The sequence below is a fragment of the Aeromicrobium sp. NPDC092404 genome (assembly GCF_040684095.1).
Classification (GTDB): domain Bacteria; phylum Actinomycetota; class Actinomycetes; order Propionibacteriales; family Nocardioidaceae; genus Aeromicrobium.
Window position 1 is genome coordinate 1,561,217 of the sequence record NZ_JBFBFI010000001.1, and the last position, 20,965, is coordinate 1,582,181.

The 20,965-nt window shown below is 69.4% G+C and carries 23 protein-coding genes; 4 read left to right on the plus strand and 19 right to left on the minus strand.

Annotated elements, in window-relative coordinates; genetic code table 11:
• Position 1: 1 nt before the first annotated feature.
• The 17 genes from atpA to AB0N22_RS07940 all read right to left on the minus strand — a co-directional run bounded on the left by atpA (position 2) and on the right by AB0N22_RS07940 (position 15,432).
• Complete coding sequence (gene atpA, locus AB0N22_RS07860; protein ID WP_364637859.1) at positions 2 to 1,648, minus strand: F0F1 ATP synthase subunit alpha; 1,647 nt, start codon at positions 1,646 to 1,648, stop codon at positions 2 to 4.
• Between the two features lie 32 nt (positions 1,649 to 1,680).
• Positions 1,681 to 2,481 (minus strand): F0F1 ATP synthase subunit delta, encoded by an 801-nt coding sequence (locus tag AB0N22_RS07865; RefSeq protein WP_364637861.1) that lies wholly within the window; start codon positions 2,479 to 2,481, stop codon positions 1,681 to 1,683.
• Entirely contained in the window at positions 2,481 to 3,032 is a 552-nt protein-coding gene (locus AB0N22_RS07870) for a F0F1 ATP synthase subunit B (protein WP_364637863.1), read from the minus strand. The genes AB0N22_RS07865 and AB0N22_RS07870 overlap by 1 nt, the downstream gene beginning before the upstream one ends.
• Positions 3,033 to 3,053: 21 nt before the next feature.
• Entirely contained in the window at positions 3,054 to 3,257 is a 204-nt protein-coding gene (gene atpE, locus AB0N22_RS07875; RefSeq protein WP_364637865.1) for an ATP synthase F0 subunit C, read from the minus strand.
• A 66-nt stretch (positions 3,258 to 3,323) separates the two neighbouring features.
• Positions 3,324 to 4,124, minus strand: coding sequence for a F0F1 ATP synthase subunit A (atpB, locus tag AB0N22_RS07880; RefSeq protein WP_364637867.1), 801 nt, complete (start codon positions 4,122 to 4,124; stop codon positions 3,324 to 3,326).
• 141 nt (positions 4,125 to 4,265) lie between these two features.
• On the minus strand, positions 4,266 to 4,682 hold the full coding sequence (locus AB0N22_RS07885; protein ID WP_364637869.1) for a hypothetical protein: 417 nt from the start codon (positions 4,680 to 4,682) through the stop codon (positions 4,266 to 4,268).
• The gene (locus AB0N22_RS07890) at positions 4,679 to 5,800 is read right to left on the minus strand and encodes an MraY family glycosyltransferase (protein WP_364637871.1); all 1,122 of its coding nucleotides are present in this window, start codon (positions 5,798 to 5,800) and stop codon (positions 4,679 to 4,681) included. Before AB0N22_RS07890 ends, AB0N22_RS07885 begins: the two co-directional genes overlap by 4 nt.
• Positions 5,797 to 6,450 (minus strand): L-threonylcarbamoyladenylate synthase, encoded by a 654-nt coding sequence (locus tag AB0N22_RS07895; protein ID WP_364637873.1) that lies wholly within the window; start codon positions 6,448 to 6,450, stop codon positions 5,797 to 5,799. The genes AB0N22_RS07890 and AB0N22_RS07895 overlap by 4 nt, the downstream gene beginning before the upstream one ends.
• A gap of 85 nt (positions 6,451 to 6,535) precedes the next feature.
• Positions 6,536 to 7,078 (minus strand): VTT domain-containing protein, encoded by a 543-nt coding sequence (locus tag AB0N22_RS07900; protein WP_364637875.1) that lies wholly within the window; start codon positions 7,076 to 7,078, stop codon positions 6,536 to 6,538.
• A gap of 12 nt (positions 7,079 to 7,090) precedes the next feature.
• The gene (gene prmC, locus AB0N22_RS07905; RefSeq protein WP_364637877.1) at positions 7,091 to 7,942 is read right to left on the minus strand and encodes a peptide chain release factor N(5)-glutamine methyltransferase; all 852 of its coding nucleotides are present in this window, start codon (positions 7,940 to 7,942) and stop codon (positions 7,091 to 7,093) included.
• A 4-nt stretch (positions 7,943 to 7,946) separates the two neighbouring features.
• Positions 7,947 to 9,026: a peptide chain release factor 1 gene (gene prfA / locus AB0N22_RS07910; RefSeq protein ID WP_364637879.1), complete on the minus strand. Its 1,080-nt coding sequence runs from the start codon at positions 9,024 to 9,026 to the stop codon at positions 7,947 to 7,949.
• Between the two features lie 90 nt (positions 9,027 to 9,116).
• On the minus strand, positions 9,117 to 9,338 hold the full coding sequence (gene rpmE / locus AB0N22_RS07915) for a 50S ribosomal protein L31 (RefSeq protein WP_364637881.1): 222 nt from the start codon (positions 9,336 to 9,338) through the stop codon (positions 9,117 to 9,119).
• Between the two features lie 145 nt (positions 9,339 to 9,483).
• Positions 9,484 to 9,966 carry a glutathione peroxidase gene (locus tag AB0N22_RS07920; RefSeq protein ID WP_364637883.1) on the minus strand — a complete coding sequence of 161 codons (483 nt, stop codon included), beginning with the start codon at positions 9,964 to 9,966 and terminating at the stop codon, positions 9,484 to 9,486.
• 97 nt (positions 9,967 to 10,063) lie between these two features.
• The gene (gene rho, locus AB0N22_RS07925) at positions 10,064 to 11,971 is read right to left on the minus strand and encodes a transcription termination factor Rho (RefSeq protein WP_364637885.1); all 1,908 of its coding nucleotides are present in this window, start codon (positions 11,969 to 11,971) and stop codon (positions 10,064 to 10,066) included.
• Positions 11,972 to 12,173: 202 nt separating this feature from the next.
• A complete protein-coding gene (gene thrB, locus AB0N22_RS07930; RefSeq protein ID WP_364637887.1) occupies positions 12,174 to 13,052 on the minus strand; it encodes a homoserine kinase in 879 nt (292 codons plus the stop codon).
• Positions 13,049 to 14,113 carry a threonine synthase gene (thrC, locus tag AB0N22_RS07935; protein ID WP_364637889.1) on the minus strand — a complete coding sequence of 355 codons (1,065 nt, stop codon included), beginning with the start codon at positions 14,111 to 14,113 and terminating at the stop codon, positions 13,049 to 13,051. Before thrC ends, thrB begins: the two co-directional genes overlap by 4 nt.
• The gene (locus tag AB0N22_RS07940) at positions 14,113 to 15,432 is read right to left on the minus strand and encodes a homoserine dehydrogenase (RefSeq protein WP_364637891.1); all 1,320 of its coding nucleotides are present in this window, start codon (positions 15,430 to 15,432) and stop codon (positions 14,113 to 14,115) included. Before AB0N22_RS07940 ends, thrC begins: the two co-directional genes overlap by 1 nt.
• A gap of 158 nt (positions 15,433 to 15,590) precedes the next feature.
• Between AB0N22_RS07940 and AB0N22_RS07945 the strand changes: the two genes are divergently transcribed.
• From AB0N22_RS07945 to soxR, 4 genes are read left to right on the plus strand one after another with little or no spacing between them, the layout of a single operon-like run.
• The gene (locus tag AB0N22_RS07945; RefSeq protein WP_364637893.1) at positions 15,591 to 16,154 is read left to right on the plus strand and encodes a hypothetical protein; all 564 of its coding nucleotides are present in this window, start codon (positions 15,591 to 15,593) and stop codon (positions 16,152 to 16,154) included.
• Between the two features lie 42 nt (positions 16,155 to 16,196).
• Positions 16,197 to 16,895, plus strand: a complete 699-nt coding sequence (locus AB0N22_RS07950; RefSeq protein WP_364637895.1) for an AzlC family ABC transporter permease — start codon at positions 16,197 to 16,199, stop codon at positions 16,893 to 16,895.
• Positions 16,892 to 17,206: an AzlD domain-containing protein gene (locus AB0N22_RS07955; RefSeq protein ID WP_364637897.1), complete on the plus strand. Its 315-nt coding sequence runs from the start codon at positions 16,892 to 16,894 to the stop codon at positions 17,204 to 17,206. Before AB0N22_RS07950 ends, AB0N22_RS07955 begins: the two co-directional genes overlap by 4 nt.
• Before the next feature lie 21 nt (positions 17,207 to 17,227).
• The gene (gene soxR, locus AB0N22_RS07960) at positions 17,228 to 17,692 is read left to right on the plus strand and encodes a redox-sensitive transcriptional activator SoxR (protein ID WP_364637899.1); all 465 of its coding nucleotides are present in this window, start codon (positions 17,228 to 17,230) and stop codon (positions 17,690 to 17,692) included.
• A gap of 6 nt (positions 17,693 to 17,698) precedes the next feature.
• Here the strand turns inward: soxR and lysA are convergent, their stop codons facing one another.
• Positions 17,699 to 19,093 carry a diaminopimelate decarboxylase gene (gene lysA / locus AB0N22_RS07965; protein ID WP_364637901.1) on the minus strand — a complete coding sequence of 465 codons (1,395 nt, stop codon included), beginning with the start codon at positions 19,091 to 19,093 and terminating at the stop codon, positions 17,699 to 17,701.
• Complete coding sequence (gene argS, locus AB0N22_RS07970) at positions 19,093 to 20,757, minus strand: arginine--tRNA ligase (protein ID WP_364637903.1); 1,665 nt, start codon at positions 20,755 to 20,757, stop codon at positions 19,093 to 19,095. The genes lysA and argS overlap by 1 nt, the downstream gene beginning before the upstream one ends.
• Positions 20,758 to 20,965: the final 208 nt, after the last annotated feature.

Sequence of the window (20,965 nt, forward strand, 5' to 3'; positions counted from 1 at the left end):
GTCAGCCCCGCTTCTGCTTGACGATCTGCTCCTGGTCGACGTCCTCGTCGTCCAGCGCCTCGTGCTCCTCGTGACCGGCCTTGATGCTGACCTGGCTGCCGTCCCCGGTCTCGAACTGCTCGAGGAACGAGGTGTAGGCGCCCTCGAGCGCCTGCTCGTTGTCGTCCTCGAACTTCCCGGACTCACGGATGGCCGACAAGATGCCCTCGTGCGAGCGCTTGAGGTAGTCGAGGAACTCGGTCTCGAAGCGGCTGACGTCCTCGACCGGCACGGGATCGAGCTTGCCCGTCGTGGCGGCCCAGATCGACACGACCTGGTGCTCGACCGGGAACGGCGCGTACTGGCCCTGCTTGAACAGCTCCATGATGCGCTGACCACGGGCGAGCTGTTGCTTGGACGCCGCGTCGAGGTCGGACGCGAACATCGCGAACGCCTCCATGGCGCGGTACTGGGCGAGCTCGACCTTGAGCGAGCCGGTGACGGCCTTCATCGACTTCTGCATCGCGGCACCACCGACGCGCGACACCGAGATGCCGACGTCGACGGCGGGACGCTGGTTGGCGTTGAACAGATCGGACTGCAGGAAGATCTGGCCGTCGGTGATCGAGATGACGTTGGTCGGGATGTAGGCCGAGACGTCGTTGGCCTTGGTCTCGACGATCGGCAGGCCGGTCATCGAGCCGGCACCCAGGTCGTCGCTGAGCTTGGCGCAACGCTCGAGGAGCCGCGAGTGCAGGTAGAACACGTCGCCGGGGTAGGCCTCGCGGCCCGGCGGGCGACGCAGCAGCAGCGACACGGCACGGTAGGCCTCGGCCTGCTTGGACAGGTCGTCGAACACGATGAGGACGTGCTTGCCCTCGTACATCCAGTGCTGGCCGATGGCCGAGCCGGTGTAGGGCGCGAGGTACTTGAAGCCCGCCGAGTCGGACGCGGGGGCCGCGACGATCGTGGTGTACTCGAGCGCGCCGGCCTCCTCGAGCGCACCGCGGATGCCCGCGATGGTCGAGCCCTTCTGGCCGATGCCGACGTAGATGCAGCGCACCTGCTTCTCGGGATCGCCCGACGCCCAGAACTCCTTCTGGTTGATGATCGTGTCGATCGCGATCGCGGTCTTGCCGGTCTGGCGGTCACCGATGATGAGCTGGCGCTGGCCGCGGCCGATGGGCGTCAGCGAGTCGATCGACTTGAGGCCGGTCATCATGGGCTCGTGCACGCTCTTGCGCTGCATGACGTTGGGGGCCTGCAGCTCCAGGGCGCGACGGTCGCTGGTCTCGATGTCGCCGAGGCCGTCGATCGGGTTGCCGAGCGGGTCGACGACGCGGCCGAGGTAGTTGTCGCCAACGGGGACCGAGAGCACCTCACCGGTGCGGCGTACGGTCTGTCCCTCCTCGATGCCGGAGAACTCACCCAGGATGACGACACCGATCTCACGGACGTCGAGGTTGAGCGCGAGGCCCAGCGTGCCGTCCTCGAACTCGAGCAGCTCGTTGGCCATGGCCGAGGGCAGTCCCTCGACGCGCGCGATGCCGTCACCGGCCTCGGCGACGACGCCGACCTCTTCGGTCGCAGCAGCGCTGGGCTTGTAGTCGGCCACGAACTTCTGCAATGCGTCGCGGATCTCGTCCGGACGGATCGTGAGTTCCGCCATGTGTGTGCCTGCCTTCTTGTTCGGTGTGTGATCTAGCCTGCAAGACGCCGGCGGGCGACTTCGAGGCGAGTGGACATGGTGCCGTCGACGACCTCGTCACCGACGGAGACAGCGATGCCTCCGACGACCGAGGGATCGACGACGATGTTGAGGTGGACGTCGCGTCCGTACTTCTTGGCGAGAGCCTTGGCGAGACGGGTCTTCTCCGCGTCACCCAGCTCGTACGCCACCCGCACCTCGGCCAGGAGCCGGCTGCGGCGGGCGGCGACGGTGTCGCCGAAGCTCGACAGGACCTTCTCGAACGACCCGGTGCGCGCGGCGGCGGCCTGGGTCGCCAGTGCGAGCGTGGATCCGGTGACCTTGCCCTCGAGCAGGGTGGCCAGCAGCGTGCTCTTGGCCTCGCCGGAGACGCCTCGGTCGGACACGACCTGACGCAGGTCGGCGTCCGAGCGCACGATCCGCTCGACCTCGAACAGCTCGGTCTCCAGCGCGTCGAGCTCACCGGCCGCGTCGGCGGCGGCGACCTGGGCGGCGACGCCCGCGGTCTCAAGGCCGTCGGTCAGGTCGCGCATCGACGCCCAGCGTCCGCTGACGGCGGCCTTGAGCACGGCCAAGGTGTCCGCGCTGACCTGGCCACCGAAGACCTGCTCGGCGAGCCCCACCTTGGCGTCGGCCTCGGTGGACGGGTCGGTCAGCACGCGGCGAAACGCAGGAGCGCCGTCCAACGTCGAGACGACGCCGAACAGCTCGGCTCCGAGGTCACCGGCGCCGCCCTTCGCCGCATCGACTGCGGCGAGGACGTCGACCAGGGACTTCGCTGAAATGCCTCGCATCAGTTGGCCGACTCCTCGAGCTCGGCGATGAACCGCTCGACCGTGCGCTTCTGGCGCTCGTCGTCATCGAGGGACTCGCCCACGATGCGTCCGGCCAGCTGGGTCGCCATCGAGCCGACCTCACCCTTGAGCTGGGCCAGCACCTGGGCACGCTCGGCCTCGACCTGCGCGTGCGCCGTCGAGGTGATGCGCTCGGCCTCGGCCTGCGCCTGGGCACGGAGCTCAGCGATGATCTGCGCGCCCTGCTCCTTGGCCTCCTCACGGATCGCTGCAGCCTCGTGACGGGCTCCGGCGAGCTGCTCGGTGTACTGGTCGAGTGCGGCCTTGGCTTCCTTCTGGGCTGCCTGGGCCTCCTCGATGCCGCCCTCGATCGCAGCGGTGCGCTCGGCATACGCCTTCTCGAACGCGGGCATGACGAACTTGGCGATGAGCCCGACCAGGAGGACGAGCACGACCAGACCGAGGATGATCTCGGGCAGGTGCGGGACGAGGGGGTTGATCTCTTCCTCGTGCCCTTCCTCGGCCGCGGCCAGAATGGAAGTCGCGATCATGAGTGTGACCTCTCCTCGAAGCTAGAGGGCGAAGGCGAGCGCGAGTGAGATGATGAAGAACTGCTCACACAGGGCGAAGCCGATCAGCGCGTTGGTGCGCAGCTTGCCCTCAGCCTCGGGCTGACGCGCGGTGCCGGTGATGAACGCAGCGAAGATCAGACCAACGCCGATACCAGGACCGAGCGCGGCGAGGCCGAGGCCGATCATGTTCAGAGTGCCTTCCACGGCATTTCCTTTCGTTGTGATGCCGGATGCATCAGGTGAGATGACTATCTGGTTCGAGGGTGTTGCCTAGTGGTGGTCGGCGACGGCTTCGCCGATGTACATCGCCGACAGCAGCGTGATCATGTAGGCCTGCAGGAACATGATCAGCATGTCGAGGAAGCTCACCAGGATGCCGAGCAGGCCGGAGAAGATGCCGACGGTGATGCCGAGGGCGGTCGGTGAGTACTGCGTGATCAGGTAGTCCGCGCCGAGCGAGAACAGCACCAGCAGCAGGTGACCGGCGAACATCGTGGCGAAGAGTCGCAGCGCGAGGGTGACCGGGCGCACGAGGATGTTCGACAAGAACTCCAAGGGGACGATCAGCGGCAGGATCCAGCCGGGCACACCGGCGGGCACCGTCTCGTGCTTCAGGTAGCCGATGGGCCCGTGCTTCATGACGCCGACGGTGTTGTAGATCAACCACGTCATGACCGCGATGGCGATCGGATAGCCGATGCGCGACATCGACGGGAACTGGAAGAAGGGGATGACGCCGTAGAAGTTGTTGACCAGGACGAACAGGAACACCGCGAAGAGGTAGGGCACGAACTTCTTGTACTGCTCGCCGATGTTCTCCCGCGCGATCGAGTTGCGGACGAATCCGTACGTGAGCTCGCCGGCGAACTGCAGACGTCCGGGCACCACGGCCGCGGGACGCGCGGCGAAGTAGGCGAACGTGAAGGCCAGCACGGCGCCCAGGACGACCAGCAGCATCGGCTTGGTGACGCCGAGCTCACCGATGTGGAACACCGCGGGAAGCTCGAAATCTGCAGGACCCGGGCTCGGCGGTCCGTCAGCGGTAACCAGCGTGGTCAAGGCGAGTGTCACTCGGTCACACCTTCATTGTCATGGCGTGGTCGCCCTCGACCAGAAGTCGGAAGGCATACGGCCAGCGTCATTGTCGTGCGAATGGTCCCAGCCCGGAAAAACGGGGGTCGTCCTCGCAGTGCCGAGGCTATCAGGGATACCTCAGTCGTTGTCACCCAGGTCATACGTGGGCACACGACGGTTGCGGAAGTCGACCAGCTGCAGGTTCAGCGCGACCAGCACGACGGCCAGCATCGACAAGGCCACGGCCCGGACGCTGAGCCAGTCCTGCGCGGAATCGGACCGAGCGAGCAGCAGGAGCACCGCGACGACCACCATGCCCTTGCCGATGAACAGGACCATGGCGGCGGGCAGCGCAGCACTGGGGTTGCTCCGGATCAGCGGCTCGAGGATCCACGGTCCGGTCGCGACGAACACCGCCCCAACGAGACCGCCGACCGCGGCACCCCGGCCCGCCTCGGCGCCGAAGCCGATCGCGGCGACCGCCACGGCGATCGCCACGCTGACGACGACCACCACAGCAGCGACGCGCGCCGGGACTCCTCTTGACTCGATCATGACCAGACCTTCTCTTCGAGCTTGGGCAGCAGGAACACCGCTGCGATCGTGATGACGGTGAGGGTGGCGAACCCGGCGATCGACTGCCACCCGCTGAACAGGCTGATGACGACGCTGCCGAACGCGACGAGGCCCGCGAAGGCGTACATCAGCAGCACGGCTCGGCGGTGCGAGTGACCGATCTCGAGCAGCCGGTGGTGGATGTGCATCTTGTCGGGGCTGAACGGCGACCGGCCGGCCCGGGTGCGGCGGACGACCGCCAGCGCCAGGTCGACGAACGGCACGACGAGGATCGCGAACGGCAGGATCAGTGGCAGCAGCGCCGGAAGGAAGCTGTTCTGCGCTCCCCCGATGCCCTCGGAGATGCTGGTCGCCGGGAACTGGCCCGTGAGGCTGATGGACGAGCACGCCAGCACGAACCCGATCAGCATCGAGCCGGAGTCGCCGATGAACATCCGGGCCGGGAAGAAGTTGTGCGGCAGGATGCCGATGCACGCGCCCGCGAGTGCCGCGGTCAGCAGCGCCGCGGCGATCGCGCGGGTCTCGCCGTTCTCGACCGCGAGCACGAACGCGTACGCGAAGAACGCCACGGCTCCGATCGCCACCATGCCCGCGGCGAGTCCGTCGAGCCCGTCCACGAAGTTGACGGCGTTGGCCGTGCCGACGATCAGCACGACCGTGAAGATCAGCGCCTGCGCCTGGTCGAGGCCGATGTAGTTGCCGTAGAGCGGGAGGTAGACGAACTGCACGCCCTGCGCGACGACGATGACGCCGGCCAGCACCTGCCCGGCGAACTTGCTGAGGGCGTCGAGCTCGTAGAGGTCGTCGACGATCCCGACGATGCAGACCACGACGCCACCGAGCAGCACGGCCCGCGCGTCCTTGAAGACCCCGTCGTCGGCCATCGAGAGGAACGGCAGGTTCGTGGCGACCAGATAGGCCGCGACCAGGCCGCCCAGCATCGCCGGTCCACCGAAGTAGGGAGTCGGGATCGCGTGCACGTCACGGTCCCGGACGCGAGCCACGGCCCCGAACCGGTAGGCCAGCATGCGTGCGATCGATGCGAGCAGATAGGTCACCCCGAGGGCGATGCCGAAGACGACGAGGTACTCCCTCATGCCGTGGGCTCGTCCGGCGGCTCGATCGTGTTGTTGAAGGCGTGCAGCTGCTCGAGCGTGATCGAGCCCGCGCGCAGGATGCGGGGGGTCGCTCCGGTGGCGTCCAGGATCGTCGACGGCACACCCGAGGTGCTGGGTCCACCGTCCAGGTAGACCGCGACACGGCCGTCCAGCATGTCCTCGGCCTCGTCGACCGTCGTGGCCGCCGGGTCGCCCGTCGTGTTGGCGCTGCTGACGGCGAGCGGTCCGGTCTGCTTGAGCAGCGCCAGCGCGCGCTGGTCGGCCGGCATGCGTACGGCGACGGTGTTGTGGGTCTCGCCCAGGTCCCACGTCAGGGACGGCTGCTGCCGGCAGATGACGGTGAGCGGTCCGGGCCAGAGCGCCTCGACGGTCGAGCGCAGCCACGAGGGGATGTCGGTCGCCAGGGCGTCCAAGGTCGTGGGGGCGCCGACGAGCACCGGAGGTGGCATCTGCCGACCGCGACCCTTGGCGTCGAGGAGATTCTGGACGGCCCGGGGGTTGAACGCGTCCGCGGCGATGCCGTAGACCGTGTCGGTGGGGAGCACGACGAGCCTGCCCTCCTCGAGGGCTGCCTGCGCCGCCAAGAGGCCGCGGTCGAACTCCTCGTCCACGCTGCAGTCGAACTTCACCCGGTCATCCTAGGTGCAGCTCGCTGGCGCTCGCTTGCCCATGGCCCTTCGCCCATGGTCACTCTGCTCGGCCTGTTGCGGGCCTCTAGAACCACGAGACCTCGTGGAGCAGGAACGCGATCGCGAGGAACTGCAGCAGTCGCCCGGTGAACACCATGGTGAGGAACAGCCACTGCGGCTGCTTGGACGCGCCCGCCAGGATCGTGACGATCGCCAGCGGAGGGACACCGATGAGCGAGGACATGAACGCCGTCAGGCCGCCGGAGTAGGGCCGGTCGAGCAGCGAGAGCAGCCAGTCGCTGACCTTCTTGATCCCCTTGGCGAGCCGGGTCCGGGCGAGACGATGCCCCAGGCTTCGCGAGACCGCCATGACCCGGTTGCGGGGCGGCTTGGGGGTCACCATCCGGATCTTGTTGGTGCCCCGCCGCGCCAGCTGGAAGACGAAGGCCTTGCCGATCGTCGTGGCGATGACGTGGATGAGGATCAGGACCGCGAGGAACGGCTTGCTGTCGACCGTGGCGCCCATCGTCACGACGTAGACCTCGGCGTTGACGAAGACCGGCAGCAGCGCTGCCCCGATCCCTACGGCGATGGCAGCACCGATCAGTGCCAGTTCTTCGCCGCCCATGATGGTGAGAGCCTATCCGCGTGGCTTCGCGGCGGTGACGTAGCGGGGCCGCTCCGCGAGGTCGTGGTTGTCCCGGACCTGGTCCCAACGAGGGCGGAACACCTCGGGCGCCGAGTCGCCCTGCACGTCGGCGTGCTCGGCACCGACCACGCCACCGGCCTTGAGCAACCGCCACGCGACCTGCTCGACCACGCGCATCGCATCCAGCCCGTCGTCGCCGGACCACAGGGCGAGGGCGGGGTCGTGGTCGCGGGCCTCCGGCGCGACGCTCTCCCACGCGTCGAGCGGGATGTAGGGCGGGTTGGCCACGACGACGTCGACCGTGCCGTCGAGGTCGCCGAACGCATCGGCCATGTCGCCGAGCCGCAGGTCGACGCCGGTGCCGGCGAGGTTGCGCTGCGCCCACTCGTACGCCTTTTCGTCGAGCTCGACGGCGTGCACCGCCGCGCCCGGCACCTCGTGCACGACCGACAGCGCGATGGCACCGGCGCCGGCACAGAGCTCGACGACCACAGGGTCCGAGAGAGCCTTGGCCTGGTCGATCGCCCAGCCGGCGAGCACCTCGGTCTCCGGTCGCGGGACGAAGACCCCCGGACCGACCTCGACGTCGACGTAGCGGAAGCCGGTGGAGCCGGTCAGGTGCTGCAGGGGGAAGCGCCGGGCCCGCGCGTCGACGAGCTCGAGGAACGTCTTGCGCTGGAGGGCGTTCGGCTTGGCCAGGCTGATCAGCGCCGCGCGCGGCACGCCGGTGACGTGGCTGAGCAGCGTCTCCGCGTCGTGCCGCGGAGAGCCGACCCCGGCGGCCTCGAGCTGCTGGGTCGCTTCGGACAGGAGACGCTCGGCGAGCGTGCGTACCCCGGTCACCTCGTCACTCGCCGGACTCGACGGCAGCGAGGCGGTCGGACAGCTCGGCGTCGACGAGCGACTTGATGACGTCCTCGAGCGCGCCGTCCATGACCTGGTCGAGGTTGTAGGCCTTGAACCCCGTCCGGTGGTCCGAGATCCGGTTCTCCGGGAAGTTGTAGGTGCGGATCCGCTCGGAGCGGTCGACCGTGCGGATCTGCGACTTGCGGGCGTCCGAGGCCTCGGCGTCGGCCGCCGCCTGCGCGGCCTCGAGAAGGCGCGCCCGGAGGATGCGCATCGCCTGCTCCTTGTTCTGCAGCTGGCTCTTCTCGTTCTGACAGCTGGCGACGACTCCCGTCGGCAGGTGCGTGATGCGGACGGCCGAGTCGGTCGTGTTGACGCTCTGGCCACCCGGACCGGACGACCGGTAGACGTCGATCCGCAGGTCGCTGTCGTGGATCTCGATGTCGATGTCCTCAGCCTCGGCCAGCACCAGGACGCCGGCGGCCGACGTGTGGATGCGGCCCTGCGACTCCGTCACCGGGACGCGCTGCACGCGATGCACGCCACCCTCGAACTTCAGCAGGGCGTGCGGGGCCTCGCCCGGCTCCGGCGTGCCCTTGGCCTTGACCGCCATCGTCACGGACTTGTAGCCACCCAGCGCGGACTCGGTGGCGTCGAGGATCTCGGTCTTCCAGCCGCGGTGCTCGGCGTAGCGGGAGTACATCCGCAGCAGGTCACCGGCGAACAGGGCCGACTCCTCGCCGCCCTCGCCGCCCTTGATCTCCATGATGACGTCCTTGGAGTCGGCCGGGTCCCGGGGCACCAGGAGCCGCTGCAGCCGCTCGCTCAGCTCGTGCAGGCGGGGCTCGAGCGTCTCGATCTCGGCGGCGAACGACTCGTCCTCGGCCGCGAGCTCACGCGCGGCCTCGAGGTCGTCCGTGACCTGCTGGAACTCGCGGTAGGTCTTCACGATGGCGGTCAGCTCGGCATAGCGCTGCCCGAGCTTCTTGGCCAGGCCCTGGTCGGAGTGCACGGCCGGGTCCGACATGCGGACCTCGAGCTCGGCATGCTCGGCGACGAGGGTGTCGACGGCTTCGAACACGATGGCTCCTCGGACTGGGTGCGGGATGGTGCGGACACGACAACGGCACCGACCCGTACGGCGTGCGTACGGGTCGGTGCCGGAGTGGAGCTACTTGCTCTCGGTCGTCTTCTTGGCGTAGCGCTTCTCGAAGCGGGCGACGCGGCCGCCGGTGTCGAGGATCTTCTGCTTGCCGGTGTAGAACGGGTGGCACGCGGCGCAGACGTCGGCACGGAGGGTGCCGTCGGTCGCGGTGCTCTTGGTGGTGAACGTGTTGCCACAGGTGCAGGTGACCTGGGTCTCGACGTAGTCGGGGTGGATGCCTTGCTTCATGATGTCCTCTCGGCGGTCGCTGGGTCGTCTCGCGGGATGCGGTCCGTGAACCAGAACCAAGGATTGATTGTGCCAGTCGGCAGTACGTATAAGGAAATCGGCACCGGATTCATTCCCGGGCCGGGGGCCGGGTGGTCGCAGCGGATCAGGCGGGGAGAAGCTTCTCGATGTCGCCCTTGATCTTCTCCGGGGCAGTCGTCGAGCCGTAGCGCTTGACGACGTTGCCCTCGGTGTCGATCAGGAACTTGGTGAAGTTCCACTTGATCTTGCTCGGCCCGAGGCCGCCCTTCTCCTGCTTGAGCCACTTGTAGAGCGGGTGGGCGCCGTCGCCGTTGACCTCGATCTCGGAGAACAGCGGGAACGTCACGCCGAAGTTCTTCTCGCAGAACACCGCGGTGTCCTCGTCGGACTCCGGGTTCTGGTGGCCGAACTGGTCGCACGGGAAGCCGAGCACGACCAGGCCGCGGTCGACGTACTCCTGGTAGACCGCCTCGAGTCCCTTGAACTGCGGGGTGAACCCGCACTGGGTGGCGGTGTTGACCACGAGCAGGACCTTGCCCCGGTAGTCGGCCAGCAGCCGCTCGGTGCCGTCGATCGCGGTCGCTGAGAAGTCGAATGCAGTCGTCATGCCCCAACCCTAGTTGCGCATCACCACGACGGCCGATCGAGTCCGGGAACGCCGAAGGGCCCGAGGTCTCCCCCGGGCCCTTCGGTCGTACGGCCTGCTACTTGCCGTTGCTGCCGCCGTCCTGCGGCAGCGTGGTGTTGATCTGCATGAGGAACTCGACGTTGCTGGTGGTCTTCTTCAGCTTGTCGAGGATGAGCTCCAGGCCCTGCTGGCCCTCGAGGCCCGAGAGCACCCGCCGCAGCTTCCACACGACGGCGAGCTCGTCCTTGCCCATGAGCAGCTCCTCGCGGCGCGTGCTCGAGGCGTCGACGTCGACGGCCGGGAAGATGCGCTTGTCGGCGAAGTCGCGACGCAGGCGGAGCTCCCAGTTGCCGGTGCCCTTGAACTCCTCGAAGATGACCTCGTCCATGCGCGAGCCGGTCTCGACCAGAGCCGTGGCCAGGATCGTCAGCGAGCCGCCGTCCTCGATGTTGCGCGCAGCACCGAAGAACTTCTTGGGCGGGTAGAGCGCCGACGAGTCCACACCGCCGGACATGATGCGTCCGCTGGTCGGCGCGGCGAGGTTGTACGCGCGACCGAGGCGGGTGATGCCGTCGAGCAGCAGCACGACGTCGTGGCCCAGCTCGACGAGACGCTTGGCGCGCTCGATGGCCAGCTCGGCGACCGTCGTGTGGTCGGTGGCAGGCCGGTCGAACGTCGACGCGATGACCTCGCCCTTCACGGTGCGCTGGAAGTCGGTGACCTCCTCGGGACGCTCGTCGACCAGGACGATCATCAGGTGGCACTCGGGGTTGTTCTCGGTGATCGCGTTGGCGACCTGCTGCATGATCATGGTCTTGCCGCCCTTGGGCGGAGACACGATCAGGCCGCGCTGGCCCTTGCCGATCGGGGCGACCAGGTCGACGACGCGACCGGTCAGGCCGCCGGCCTCGCCCTCGAGGCGCAGGCGCTCCGAGGGGTAGAGCGGGGTCAGCTTGGCGAACTCGACGCGCTTGAGGCTGTCGTCGAGGGTCATGCCGTTGACCGACTCGATCTTGACCATCGGGTTGAACTTCTCCTTGCGCTCGCCCTCGCGGGGCTGGCGCACCTGGCCGATGACGGCGTCGCCGCGGCGAAGCCCCCACTTGCGGACCATGGAGAGGGAGACGTAGACGTCGTTCTCGCTGGGCAGGTAGCCCGTGGTGCGGACGAACGCGTAGTTGTCGAGGATGTCGAGGATGCCCGCGGCCGGCACCAGGACGTCGTCCTCGGTGTAGGTCGTGTCGACCTCGCCGCCGCGGCCGGCGTTGCGGTTGCGGCCACGACGGTTGCGGCGACGTCCCCCGCCGTCCTCGTCGTCGTCGAACCCGGCCTGACGGTTGCCGCCCTGGGCCTGGCCCTGGTTGCGGCCGCCGCCCTGGTTGCCGCCGTCGTTGTCGCGGTTCTGGTTGCGGTTGCGGTTGCCGCCGCCCTGACCGCCCTGGTTGCCGCCATCGTTGTCGCGGTTCTGGTTGCGGTTGCGGTTGCGGCCCTGGCCCCGGCCCGACTCGTCCTCGGAGTCGTCGCCGCGCGAGTCGTTCCTGGACCCGGGCTGGTCGACGGGCGCGTCACCCTTGCCGTCGTTCTTGGCGTTCTTGTCGTTGCCGTCGTTGCGCGAGTCGTTCCTCGACTCGGCCTGCTTGGCCCTGCGCGCGTCACCCTTGGGCTCGGCGGGGGCCTCGGCAGCGGGCTGCTCGATCGTGGCGGCCGCAGCGGCGTCACCCTTGCTGGTGTCGACCTTGCTGGGCGCGGCCGCGGCGACCGCGGCCTTGGTCGACGTGCCGGCGTCTCCGCGGGCGATCTTGATGGCGTCGATGAGGGCGCCCTTGCGCATCTTGTCCGCGCCGGTGATGCCCAGCTCGCCGGCGATCTCCTGGAGCTCGGCGAGCACCTTCCCGCCCAGTCCGCCCCCGGTCTTCCTCGGGGCGGCCGCCGCGGTCTCGGCCGCAGGCGTGGACGACTCAGGTGTGGTGGTGGTTTCAGTCACGTAGGTTCCTTTTGGATGTGGCCACAAGGCCTGGAGTCCGGAGCTGTCCGGAACGCATGGAGGCTTGCCCGTATCCGACGGGCGACTTGAATGGCGCTGCTACTTGTCACTGCCGGGGAGTTTCGCACTCGACTCCGACTCGTCCACTGTAACACCAGCGAGTCATCCGGCATTCCGCTCGGGTTCACGTCCCGCGGAGTCCTCAGACGGTCTGCGCGCCCCTCGCGTCGACCTCGAGCTCGTGCACGGTCCAGCCCTCCGGTGCCCGGTCGGCGACCCCCCGGGCGAACGACAGCACGGTCGGGCCGGCGCCGGAGATGATCGTCGGGATGCCCTCGACCCGCAGCTGCCGGAGCAGCTTGTACGACTCGGGCATCGCCTCGGACCGGTAGCCCTGGTGGATCCGGTCCTCCGTCGCCCAGATGAGCTGCTGGGGCGCCGTGGTCAGGGCCGCGACGAGCAGCGCGGCCCGGCCGGCGTTGACCGCGGCGTCACGGTGCGGCACGGTCTCGGGCAGCAGCCCACGCGCCTTCTGCGTCGACACGGCGTCGGGCGGCACGAAGACCGTGACCTGGACCCCCGTGTCGAGCCGCTGGACCTCGGCGGAGGCACCGTCGACCCACGCGATCGTCAGCCCGCCGAACATCGCCGCGGCCACGTTGTCGGGGTGGCCCTCGAGATCGGCCGCGAGCTGGTACGCCGTGCGGTCGTCGAGCCGGTCCTGACCGTCGTCGAGCAGCGCGCGGGCCAGCACGATGCCGCCGACGATCGCGGCGGCTGAGGAGCCCAGCCCGCGACCGTGCGGGATCGCGTTGACACAGGCGAGCCGCAGGCCCGGCGGGCGCAGCCCGAGCAGGTCGAACACAGCCGTCATCGCCGTCACGACGAGGTGGTCGCCGGTCCTCGGCACGTCCTGCGCGCCTTCGCCGGAGACCTCGATGTCCAGGCCCGGGGTGTCGAGCACCTGGGCGGTGATCTCGTCGTGCAGCGACAGGGCGAGGCCGAGGGCATCGAAGCCGGGGCCGAGGTTGGCGCTGGAGGCCGGCGTGCGTACGGTGACCGGTCCTGCGACGAAGCTCACCGGAGGCCCGCGGCCTCAGCCGCGGCGTCGACGTCGGCCTCGATGATCGCGTCGACGAGTGCACCGGCTCCGGCGAGCGCGGTGTCGATGTCCTTGAGGCCGTGGCCGGTGACCGTGATGGCGATCGTCTGGCCCGGCTCGACCTCCCCTGCCGATGCGGCCGCGAGCAGTCCCGCGACACCGGCCGCAGAGGCCGGCTCGACGAAGACGCCGTCGTGCGACGCGAGGTCGCGCTGGGCCTGCAGGATCTGCTCGTCGCTCACGGCGGCGATGCGGCCACCGGACTCGTCGCGCGCCCCCTCGGCCAGGTGCCACGACGCGGGGTTGCCGATGCGGATCGCGGTGGCGACGGTCTCGGGGTGCGGGATCGGTGCGCCCTGGACGATCGGGTCGGCGCCCTGCGCCTGGAAGCCCCACATGACCGGGGTGCGGCTCGCGATCCCGGCGTCGGCGTACTCGCGATAGCCCAGCCAGTAGGCGGAGATGTTGCCGGCGTTGCCGACCGGCAGGACGTGCAGGTCGGGGGTCGCACCGAGGGCGTCGACGACCTCGAACGCGGCCGTCTTCTGCCCCTGCAGGCGTACGGGGTTCACCGAGTTGACCAACGCGACCGGGTAGTGGTCGGCGAGCGCGCGCGAGAGCTGCAGGCACTCGTCGAACCCACCCTTGACCTGGATGACCTCGGCACCGTGCATCACGGCCTGCGCCATCTTGCCGGCGGCGATCTTGCCGTGCGGGACCAGCACGATCGGGGTCAGCCCGGCCTTGGCGGCGTACGCCGTCATGGAGGCCGAGGTGTTGCCCGTCGAGGCGCAGACGACGGCCTTGGCGCCCTCGCCCGCCGCGACCGAGACAGCGGCGGTCATGCCGCGGTCCTTGAACGATCCTGTCGGGTTGTCGCCCTCGACCTTGAGCCACACGTCGCCGCGCGCGATGCCCGAGAGCCACGCTGAGTGGACGAGCGGGGTGCCGCCCTCGCCGAGCGTCACGACCGGGGTCTCAGGGGTGACCGGCAGCCACTCGCGGTACTCCTCGATCACGCCACGCCACAGGTGCGCCATCAGGAGCCTCCCTCGACGCGCATGACCGAGGTCACGTCACGCACCATGTCGAGGCCCCGGAGGGAGGCCACCGTCGCCGAGAGCGCAGCGTCGTCAGCCTCGTGCGTCACGATGACGAGCTGGGCGTCGTCGCCGCTGCCCTCCTGGCGCACCGTGCGGATCGAGACGTCGAACTCGGCGAAGGCGCTTGCCACGGAGGCCAGCACGCCTGCACGGTCGTCGACGTCGATCGACACGTGGTAGCGGGTGCGGGCCCGGCCGATGTCGAGCACCTCGAGCTGCGCATGCGTGGACTCGCCGGGGCCGAACACGTTGCTGCGGCGGTTGCGCGCGACCGAAACGACATCACCCAGCACGGCGCTGGCCGTGGGGGCGCCACCGGCGCCGGGACCGTAGAACATGAGCTGGCCGGCGGCCTCGCTCTCGACGAACACCGCGTTGTAGGCACCGTGAACCGAGGCCAGCGGGTGCGAGAGCGGGATCATCGCGGGATGCACGCGGGCGGAGACCGCAGGGCCGTCGGGGGTCTCCCGCTGCTCACAGATCGCGAGGAGCTTGACGACGCAGCCCATCTCGGCCGCGGAGCGCACGTCGGCGGCGGTGACCTCGCTGATGCCCTCGCGGTGGACGTCGCCGATCGTCACGCGGGTGTGGAACGCCAGGCCGGCGAGGATGGCGGCCTTGGACGCGGCGTCGAAGCCCTCGATGTCGGCGGTCGGGTCGGCCTCGGCGTATCCCAGCCGCTGGGCCTCGTCGAGCGCCTCGGAGAAGCCCTGCCCCGTCGTGGTCATCGCATCGAGGATGAAGTTGGTGGTGCCGTTGACGATGCCCAGCACGCGCTGCACCCGGTCACCGGCGAGCGACTCGCGCAACGGCCGGACGATCGGGATGGCGCCGGCGACGGCGGCCTCGAAGTAGAGGTCGCGCTCGGCCTTGTGCGCTGCCTCGAACAGCGTCGCGCCGTCCTCGGCGAGCAACGCCTTGTTGGCGGTGACGACGGAGGCGCCGTTGTCGAGCGCGGACAAGATCAGCTCGCGGGCCGGCTCGATGCCCCCGATGACCTCGATCACCACGTCGATGTCGCCCCGGCCGACGAGGCCGGTCGCATCCGTGGTGAACAGCTCGGCCGGCACGTCGAGGTCGCGCTCGCGGCCCAGACGGCGTACGGCGATGCCCGCCAGCTCCAGCGGCGCGCCCACGCGCTGGGCGAGCTCTTCGGAGTCGCTCGTGAGCAGTCGGGCGACTTCCGTGCCGACGACTCCGCAGCCCAACAGGGCGACGCGGAGCGGACGACCGGGGGACCACGAGGATTCGCTCACCGGTCAAGGGTATCGGCGCGAGGGCGCGACAGGTGACACGGTTCGTCGAATGAGAAGCCATATGAGGGGTTCGTCACCATAGCCCGAGGGGGGCGTCGGTCGTTCTCCCCATGAACCCCGAACCGCCGCCAGGCATCAGACGGAAGAGTCAGGTCAACATGAAGCGCAGGTTCCCGTCCCGTCTCAAGCAGCGTGCTGCCGTCGCCATCGGTGTTGCCGCAGCCTTGGTAGCGGCTCTTTCGTTGGTCATGCTGCTCAAGGGCGACACCGACCCCGCGTCGGCGTCGGATCCGGCCTCCGACGGCTTGAGTGGGAGCACCAGCGACTACGGCTCCGGCCCGACCTCGGCCGGCGACGAGGAGTCCGGGAGCGGAGTGGTCAAGGCCTCTTCCTCCAAGGACGACCCGTTCGCCGGCATGCCCGATCCGTACGCCGGCTCGCACGGCACCACCAAGCTCTACAAGGTCGTGATGACCCTGACCTCTGACGGAGCCATCAACGAGGGCCACGACTACCGCGACGGCAAGAGGGCCGGCACCCAGGTCGCCGACAAGTCGGTGACGATCAGCCGCACGGTTCGCGGGCCGCTACCGGTCGGCAGGATCGGCGGGCAGGTGCTGTCCACCGCGACGTACGTGACGTGCTCGGTGTCGATCGACGGCACGGTCGTCAGCAGGCGGACGGCCCGCAAGCCGGGCTACGTCGCAGTCTGCGTGGGCTGACCACCGACCTGCCCTGTCGGTCGTACGTGGCAGGCTGGCCACATGCCGAGCCCCGTCGAGTCCGCAGCCGAGGACAGCAGGGCCTCGTTTCGCGCCGGTGTCCGCGCCGCGATCCCGTATGCCGCGGTGGGCGGGCTCCTGTCGATGTCGTTCGGCGTGCTGGCCCGCGACGCCGGCTTCCCGGTCGAGGCCGCGATCGTCATGTCGGCCGTCGTGTTCGCCGGCTCGGCGCAGTTCGCCGCGGTGGCGATCCTGGCCGGGGGCGGCACGGCCGGCGCGGCGATCGCCGCGGCGGCCCTCATGAACTCCCGCTTCCTGCCCATGGGCATCGCCCTCGGTCCCTCCCTGCCCGGACGGCCGGCCTTGCGAGCGGCCCAGGGTCAGACCGTCGTCGACGCCTCATGGGCCATGGCCAACCGGGGCGACGGGACGTTCGACCGCTGGTTCCTGTTCGGCTCGACGGCTCCGCAGTACGTGACCTGGATGACCGGCACGACGGTCGGCGCCCTGGGCGGCGACACGCTCGGCGACACGTCCCGCTTCGGGCTGGACGCGATCTACCCGATGTTCTTCCTCGCCCTCCTGATCGCCGAGATCAAGGACCGGCGCACGGCCGCGATCGCCGCTGCCGGCGCCGTCGTCGCGCTCTCGCTCATCGAGATCGCGCCAGCCGGGATCCCGGTGCTCGCGGCCAGCCTCGTCGCCCTGTGGGGTCTTCGACGTCGGGAGCAGGCCGCATGACCGAGACGATCTGGCTGACGATCGCGGGCTGCACCGTCGTGACGTTCGCGATCAAGGCCTTCGGGCCGGTGTTGATGGGCGGTCGCGAGCTGCCCGACCGCGTCAACGGCGTGATCATGCTGATGGCTCCGGCCCTGCTGGCCGCACTCGTGGTCTCGAGCGCCCTCGCGGACGGCGAGCACCTGCACGTCGGTGCCGACACGGCCGGCGTCGCGGCGGGTGCGGGAGTTCTCGTGCTGACCCGCGCCGGCGTCCTGACCTCGGTACTCGTCGCGGCTGTCGTGACGGCAGGCCTTCGCCTGCTGGCGTGAACCTCAAGTATCCTTCAGGTCATGACGGTCTCGAAGCACCAGCGGCTGACCCCTGGCGAGGTGTCGGAGCGCGCCGGGGTCGCGGTCTCGGCCCTCCACTTCTACGAGCGTGAGGGCCTCATCGAGAGCGAGCGAACGGCGGGCAACCAGCGGCGCTACCACCGCGACGTGCTGCGCCGGATCTCGTTCATCAGGGTGTCGCAAGGACTCGGGATCAGCCTCGCCCGCATCCGCGAGGCGCTGGAGTCGCTGCCGGACGACAAGGTGCCGACCAAGTCCGACTGGGCCCGGTTGTCACAACGCTGGCGGGCTGACCTCGACGCCCGCATCGACCAGCTCAAGAGCCTGCGCGACGACCTCGACGGCTGCATCGGCTGCGGCTGCCTCTCCCTGAAGAGCTGCGCTCTCTACAACCCGGGAGACCGGCTCGCCGCGCATGGCTCCGGACCGCGGCGCCTCCTGCGGCCGCCGTCGAGCATCGCCTGAGGTACGTCAGCCGACGTCGAGGGCGAGCAGGTCGTCCTCGGTCTCGCGCCGCAGGATGACCCGCGCCTCGCCCTCGCGCACGGCCACGACCGCGGCGCGGGGCACGTGGTTGTAGTTGCTCGCGAGCGAGCGGCAGTAGGCCCCGGTGCCGGGCACCGCGAGCAGGTCGCCGGCCGCGACGTCGCCGGGGAGGAACTCGTCCTTGACGACGATGTCGCCGGACTCGCAGTGCTTGCCGACGACCCGGCTCAGCAGCGCAGGCGCGTCCGAGGCGCGCGAGGCGAGGGTGCACGAGTAGTCGGCGCCGTAGAGAGCGGGCCGGATGTTGTCGCTCATGCCGCCGTCGACGGAGATGTAGCGACGGGACGCGCCGCCGTCGAGCGCGACAGACTTGGTCGTGCCGACCTCGTAGAGCGTGAACGTCGAGGGGCCGGCGATCGCGCGGCCGGGCTCGATCGACAGGTGAGGCACGGCGATGCCCATCGCCGCGCACTCGTCGTCGACGATCTTGAGCATCCCCCGCGCCAGGTCGTCCGGTGTGGAGGGGTCGTCCTGGGTCGTGTAGGCGATGCCGAAGCCACCGCCGAGGTCGAACTCCGGCAGCGCGACGCCGAGCTCCTTCTCGATCTCGGCGTGCAGGCGCAGCACGCGCCGGGCCGCCACCTCGAAGCCGTCGGTCACGAAGATCTGCGACCCGATGTGGGAGTGCAGGCCGCGCAGCTCGAGCGCCGGCTCGGCCAGCACCCGGCGTGCGGCGTCGAGGGCGTCGCCGCCGGTGATCGAGAACCCGAACTTCTGGTCCTCGTGCGACGTCGAGATGTACTCGTGCGTGTGCGCCTCGACTCCGGCCGTCACCCGGATCATGACGGGCGCGGTGACGCCGAGCTCGGTGGTCAGGTCGTGCAGCCGCTCGATCTCCTCGACCGAGTCGATGATGATGCGACCCACCCCGACCTCCAGGGCCCGGCGCAGCTCGGTCACGGACTTGTTGTTGCCGTGCAGGCCGATGCGCTCCGGCGGGACCTCGGCCTTGAGCGCCACGGCGAGCTCGCCGCCGGTGCAGACGTCGAGGTTGAGACCCTCCTCGGCGATCCACCGGGCGGTCGCGACGCACAGGAACGCCTTGCCGGCGTAGTAGACGTCGGCGTCGGGGAACGCCTCCTTGAACGCGCGCGCCCGGCGCCGGAAGTCGTCCTCGTCGACGACGTAGGTGGGCGTGCCGTACTCGGCGGCGAGGTCGACCGCGGACTCGCCCGCGACGGTCAGCACGCCGTCGACCTTGGAGACCGACGAGGCCCACAGGTGCGGGACGAGCTGGTTGGGATCCTCGGGCGTACGCAACCACGCCGGTCCGCGGTCGCCCGACTGGCCGTGCAGGGCACCTGCCTCGTGGGACCTCATCACATGCGCTCCGGGGCGTTGACGCCGAGCAGGCCGAGGCCGTTGGCGATGACCTGTCGCGTCGCCGCGACGAGCATCAGCCGGGCCCGGTGCAGGTCGCTGGGCTCCTCGTCGCCCTTGGGCAGCACGTGCGCCACGTCGTAGAACTTGTGGAACGCCGCGGCGGTGTCCTCGAGGTAGCGGGCGACGCGGTGCGGCTCGCGCAGCTCCGCCGCTCGAGCGACGACGCGCGGGTAGTCGGCAAGCGCCCGCAGCAGCGCGCCCTCCTGCTCGACCGCCAGCAGCGACGGGTTGAACGTCGACTCGTCGATCACGACGCCGAGGTCGACCGCGTTGCGGATGATCGACGACAGCCGCGCGTGGGCGTACTGGACGTAGTAGACCGGGTTGTCACTGTCCTGCTTGGCCCAGAGATCGAGGTCGAGGTCGATCGTGGAGTCCGTGGAGTAACGCGCGAGGGCGTAGCGGGCGGCGTCGACGCCGATCGCGTCGACGAGGTCCTCGAGCGTGATGACGGTGCCGGCGCGCTTGCTCATCCGCAGCGGTTCACCGTCGCGCACGAGGTTGACCAGCTGCCCGATCAGCAGCTCCAGGTTGACCTTGGGGGTGTCGCCGAACGCGGCGCACATCGCGAGCATCCGCGACACGTAGCCGTGGTGGTCGGCGCCGAGCATGATGAGGCAGCGGTCGAAGCCCCGCTCGCGCTTGTCGAGGTAGTAGGCCAGGTCGCCCGAGATGTAGGCCGGCTGCCCGTCGGACTTGATGACGACGCGGTCCTTGTCATCGCCGAAGTCGGAGGTCCGCAACCAGGTCGCGTCGTCCTGCTCGTACATCATGCCGAGCTCGCGCAGCCGTGCGATCGCTCGCTGCACGGCACCGGACTCGTGCAGGTCGTTCTCGTGAAAGAACACGTCGAAGTCGACGCCGAAGTCGTGCAGGCTCCGCTTGATCTCCGTGAACATCAGGTCGACGCCCTCGGCGCGGAAGGTCTCGAGCGCGTCGGCCTCGGGAAGCGTGAGGACGTCCGGGTGCTTGGCGACCACCGTCGCGGCGATGTCGGAGATGTACTGACCGCCGTAGCCGTCCTCCGGCGCGTCCTCGCCGCGGGCGTTGGCCAGCAGCGAGCGCGAGTAGCGGTCGATCTGCATGCCGTGGTCGTTGAAGTAGTACTCCCGCGTGACGTCGGCGCCGATCGCCGTGAGGATGCGGCCGAGCGAGTCACCCACCGCGGCCCACCGCACACCGCCGATGTGGATCGGGCCCGTGGGGTTGGCGCTGACGAACTCGAGGTTGACCTTCTGCCCGGCGTACAGGTCACTCGTGCCGTACGCCTGCCCGGCCGCGACGATCTGCGGGGCCAGGGCACCTTGGGCACCGGCCTCGACGCGGATGTTGAGGAAACCGGGTCCGGCGATCTCCGCGCTCGCGACACCGTTGGTCGCGGCGAGCTGGTCGGCCAGGAGCTGGGCGAAGTCGCGTGGATTCATGCCGGCCTTCTTGGCCAGCTGGAGCGCGATGTTGGTGGCGTAGTCGCCGTGCTCCTTGACCTTGGGCCGCTCGACGAGCACCTCGGCCGGCACCCCATCGGGCAGCGTGATCGTCCCAGCCTCGCTGAGGGAGGTGAGGGCGCCGACGATGGCCGCGGAGAGCTGCTCGGGAGTCACTCGCCAAGCGTATCGGCCCGGGACACTGCCCCTGAACGTGGACGACCCGCAGGGCTGCGCTCGCCTCCCAGGAGTAGGAGCGCGGTCGAGTGGACAACTCGACGCCCTGCGGGTCGGGTGACTGCGGGTATTCGCCGCCACCGGCTGAGCCTTGCGGCTAGCGGACAGCCACCTCACAAGTCCAAGACGAATTCATTCTTCGGACCAC

Excerpts from the sequence above, each read along its gene's own strand:
- atpA (WP_364637859.1), bottom strand. The coding sequence starts at position 1,648 with ATGGCGGAACTCACGATCCGTCCGGACGAGATCCGCGACGCATTGCAG.
- thrC (WP_364637889.1), bottom strand. The coding sequence starts at position 14,113 with ATGGCGCACCTGTGGCGTGGCGTGATCGAGGAGTACCGCGAGTGGCTG.
- lysA (WP_364637901.1), bottom strand. The coding sequence starts at position 19,093 with ATGAGGTCCCACGAGGCAGGTGCCCTGCACGGCCAGTCGGGCGACCGC.
- AB0N22_RS07945 (WP_364637893.1), top strand. The coding sequence starts at position 15,591 with ATGAAGCGCAGGTTCCCGTCCCGTCTCAAGCAGCGTGCTGCCGTCGCC.
- rpmE (WP_364637881.1), bottom strand. The coding sequence starts at position 9,338 with ATGAAGCAAGGCATCCACCCCGACTACGTCGAGACCCAGGTCACCTGC.
- AB0N22_RS07900 (WP_364637875.1), bottom strand. The coding sequence starts at position 7,078 with ATGGGCGGCGAAGAACTGGCACTGATCGGTGCTGCCATCGCCGTAGGG.
- AB0N22_RS07865 (WP_364637861.1), bottom strand. The coding sequence starts at position 2,481 with ATGCGAGGCATTTCAGCGAAGTCCCTGGTCGACGTCCTCGCCGCAGTC.
- AB0N22_RS07950 (WP_364637895.1), top strand. The coding sequence starts at position 16,197 with ATGCCGAGCCCCGTCGAGTCCGCAGCCGAGGACAGCAGGGCCTCGTTT.
- AB0N22_RS07955 (WP_364637897.1), top strand. The coding sequence starts at position 16,892 with ATGACCGAGACGATCTGGCTGACGATCGCGGGCTGCACCGTCGTGACG.
- AB0N22_RS07920 (WP_364637883.1), bottom strand. The coding sequence starts at position 9,966 with ATGACGACTGCATTCGACTTCTCAGCGACCGCGATCGACGGCACCGAG.
- AB0N22_RS07890 (WP_364637871.1), bottom strand. The coding sequence starts at position 5,800 with ATGAGGGAGTACCTCGTCGTCTTCGGCATCGCCCTCGGGGTGACCTAT.
- soxR (WP_364637899.1), top strand. The coding sequence starts at position 17,228 with ATGACGGTCTCGAAGCACCAGCGGCTGACCCCTGGCGAGGTGTCGGAG.
- AB0N22_RS07870 (WP_364637863.1), bottom strand. The coding sequence starts at position 3,032 with ATGATCGCGACTTCCATTCTGGCCGCGGCCGAGGAAGGGCACGAGGAA.
- AB0N22_RS07885 (WP_364637869.1), bottom strand. The coding sequence starts at position 4,682 with ATGATCGAGTCAAGAGGAGTCCCGGCGCGCGTCGCTGCTGTGGTGGTC.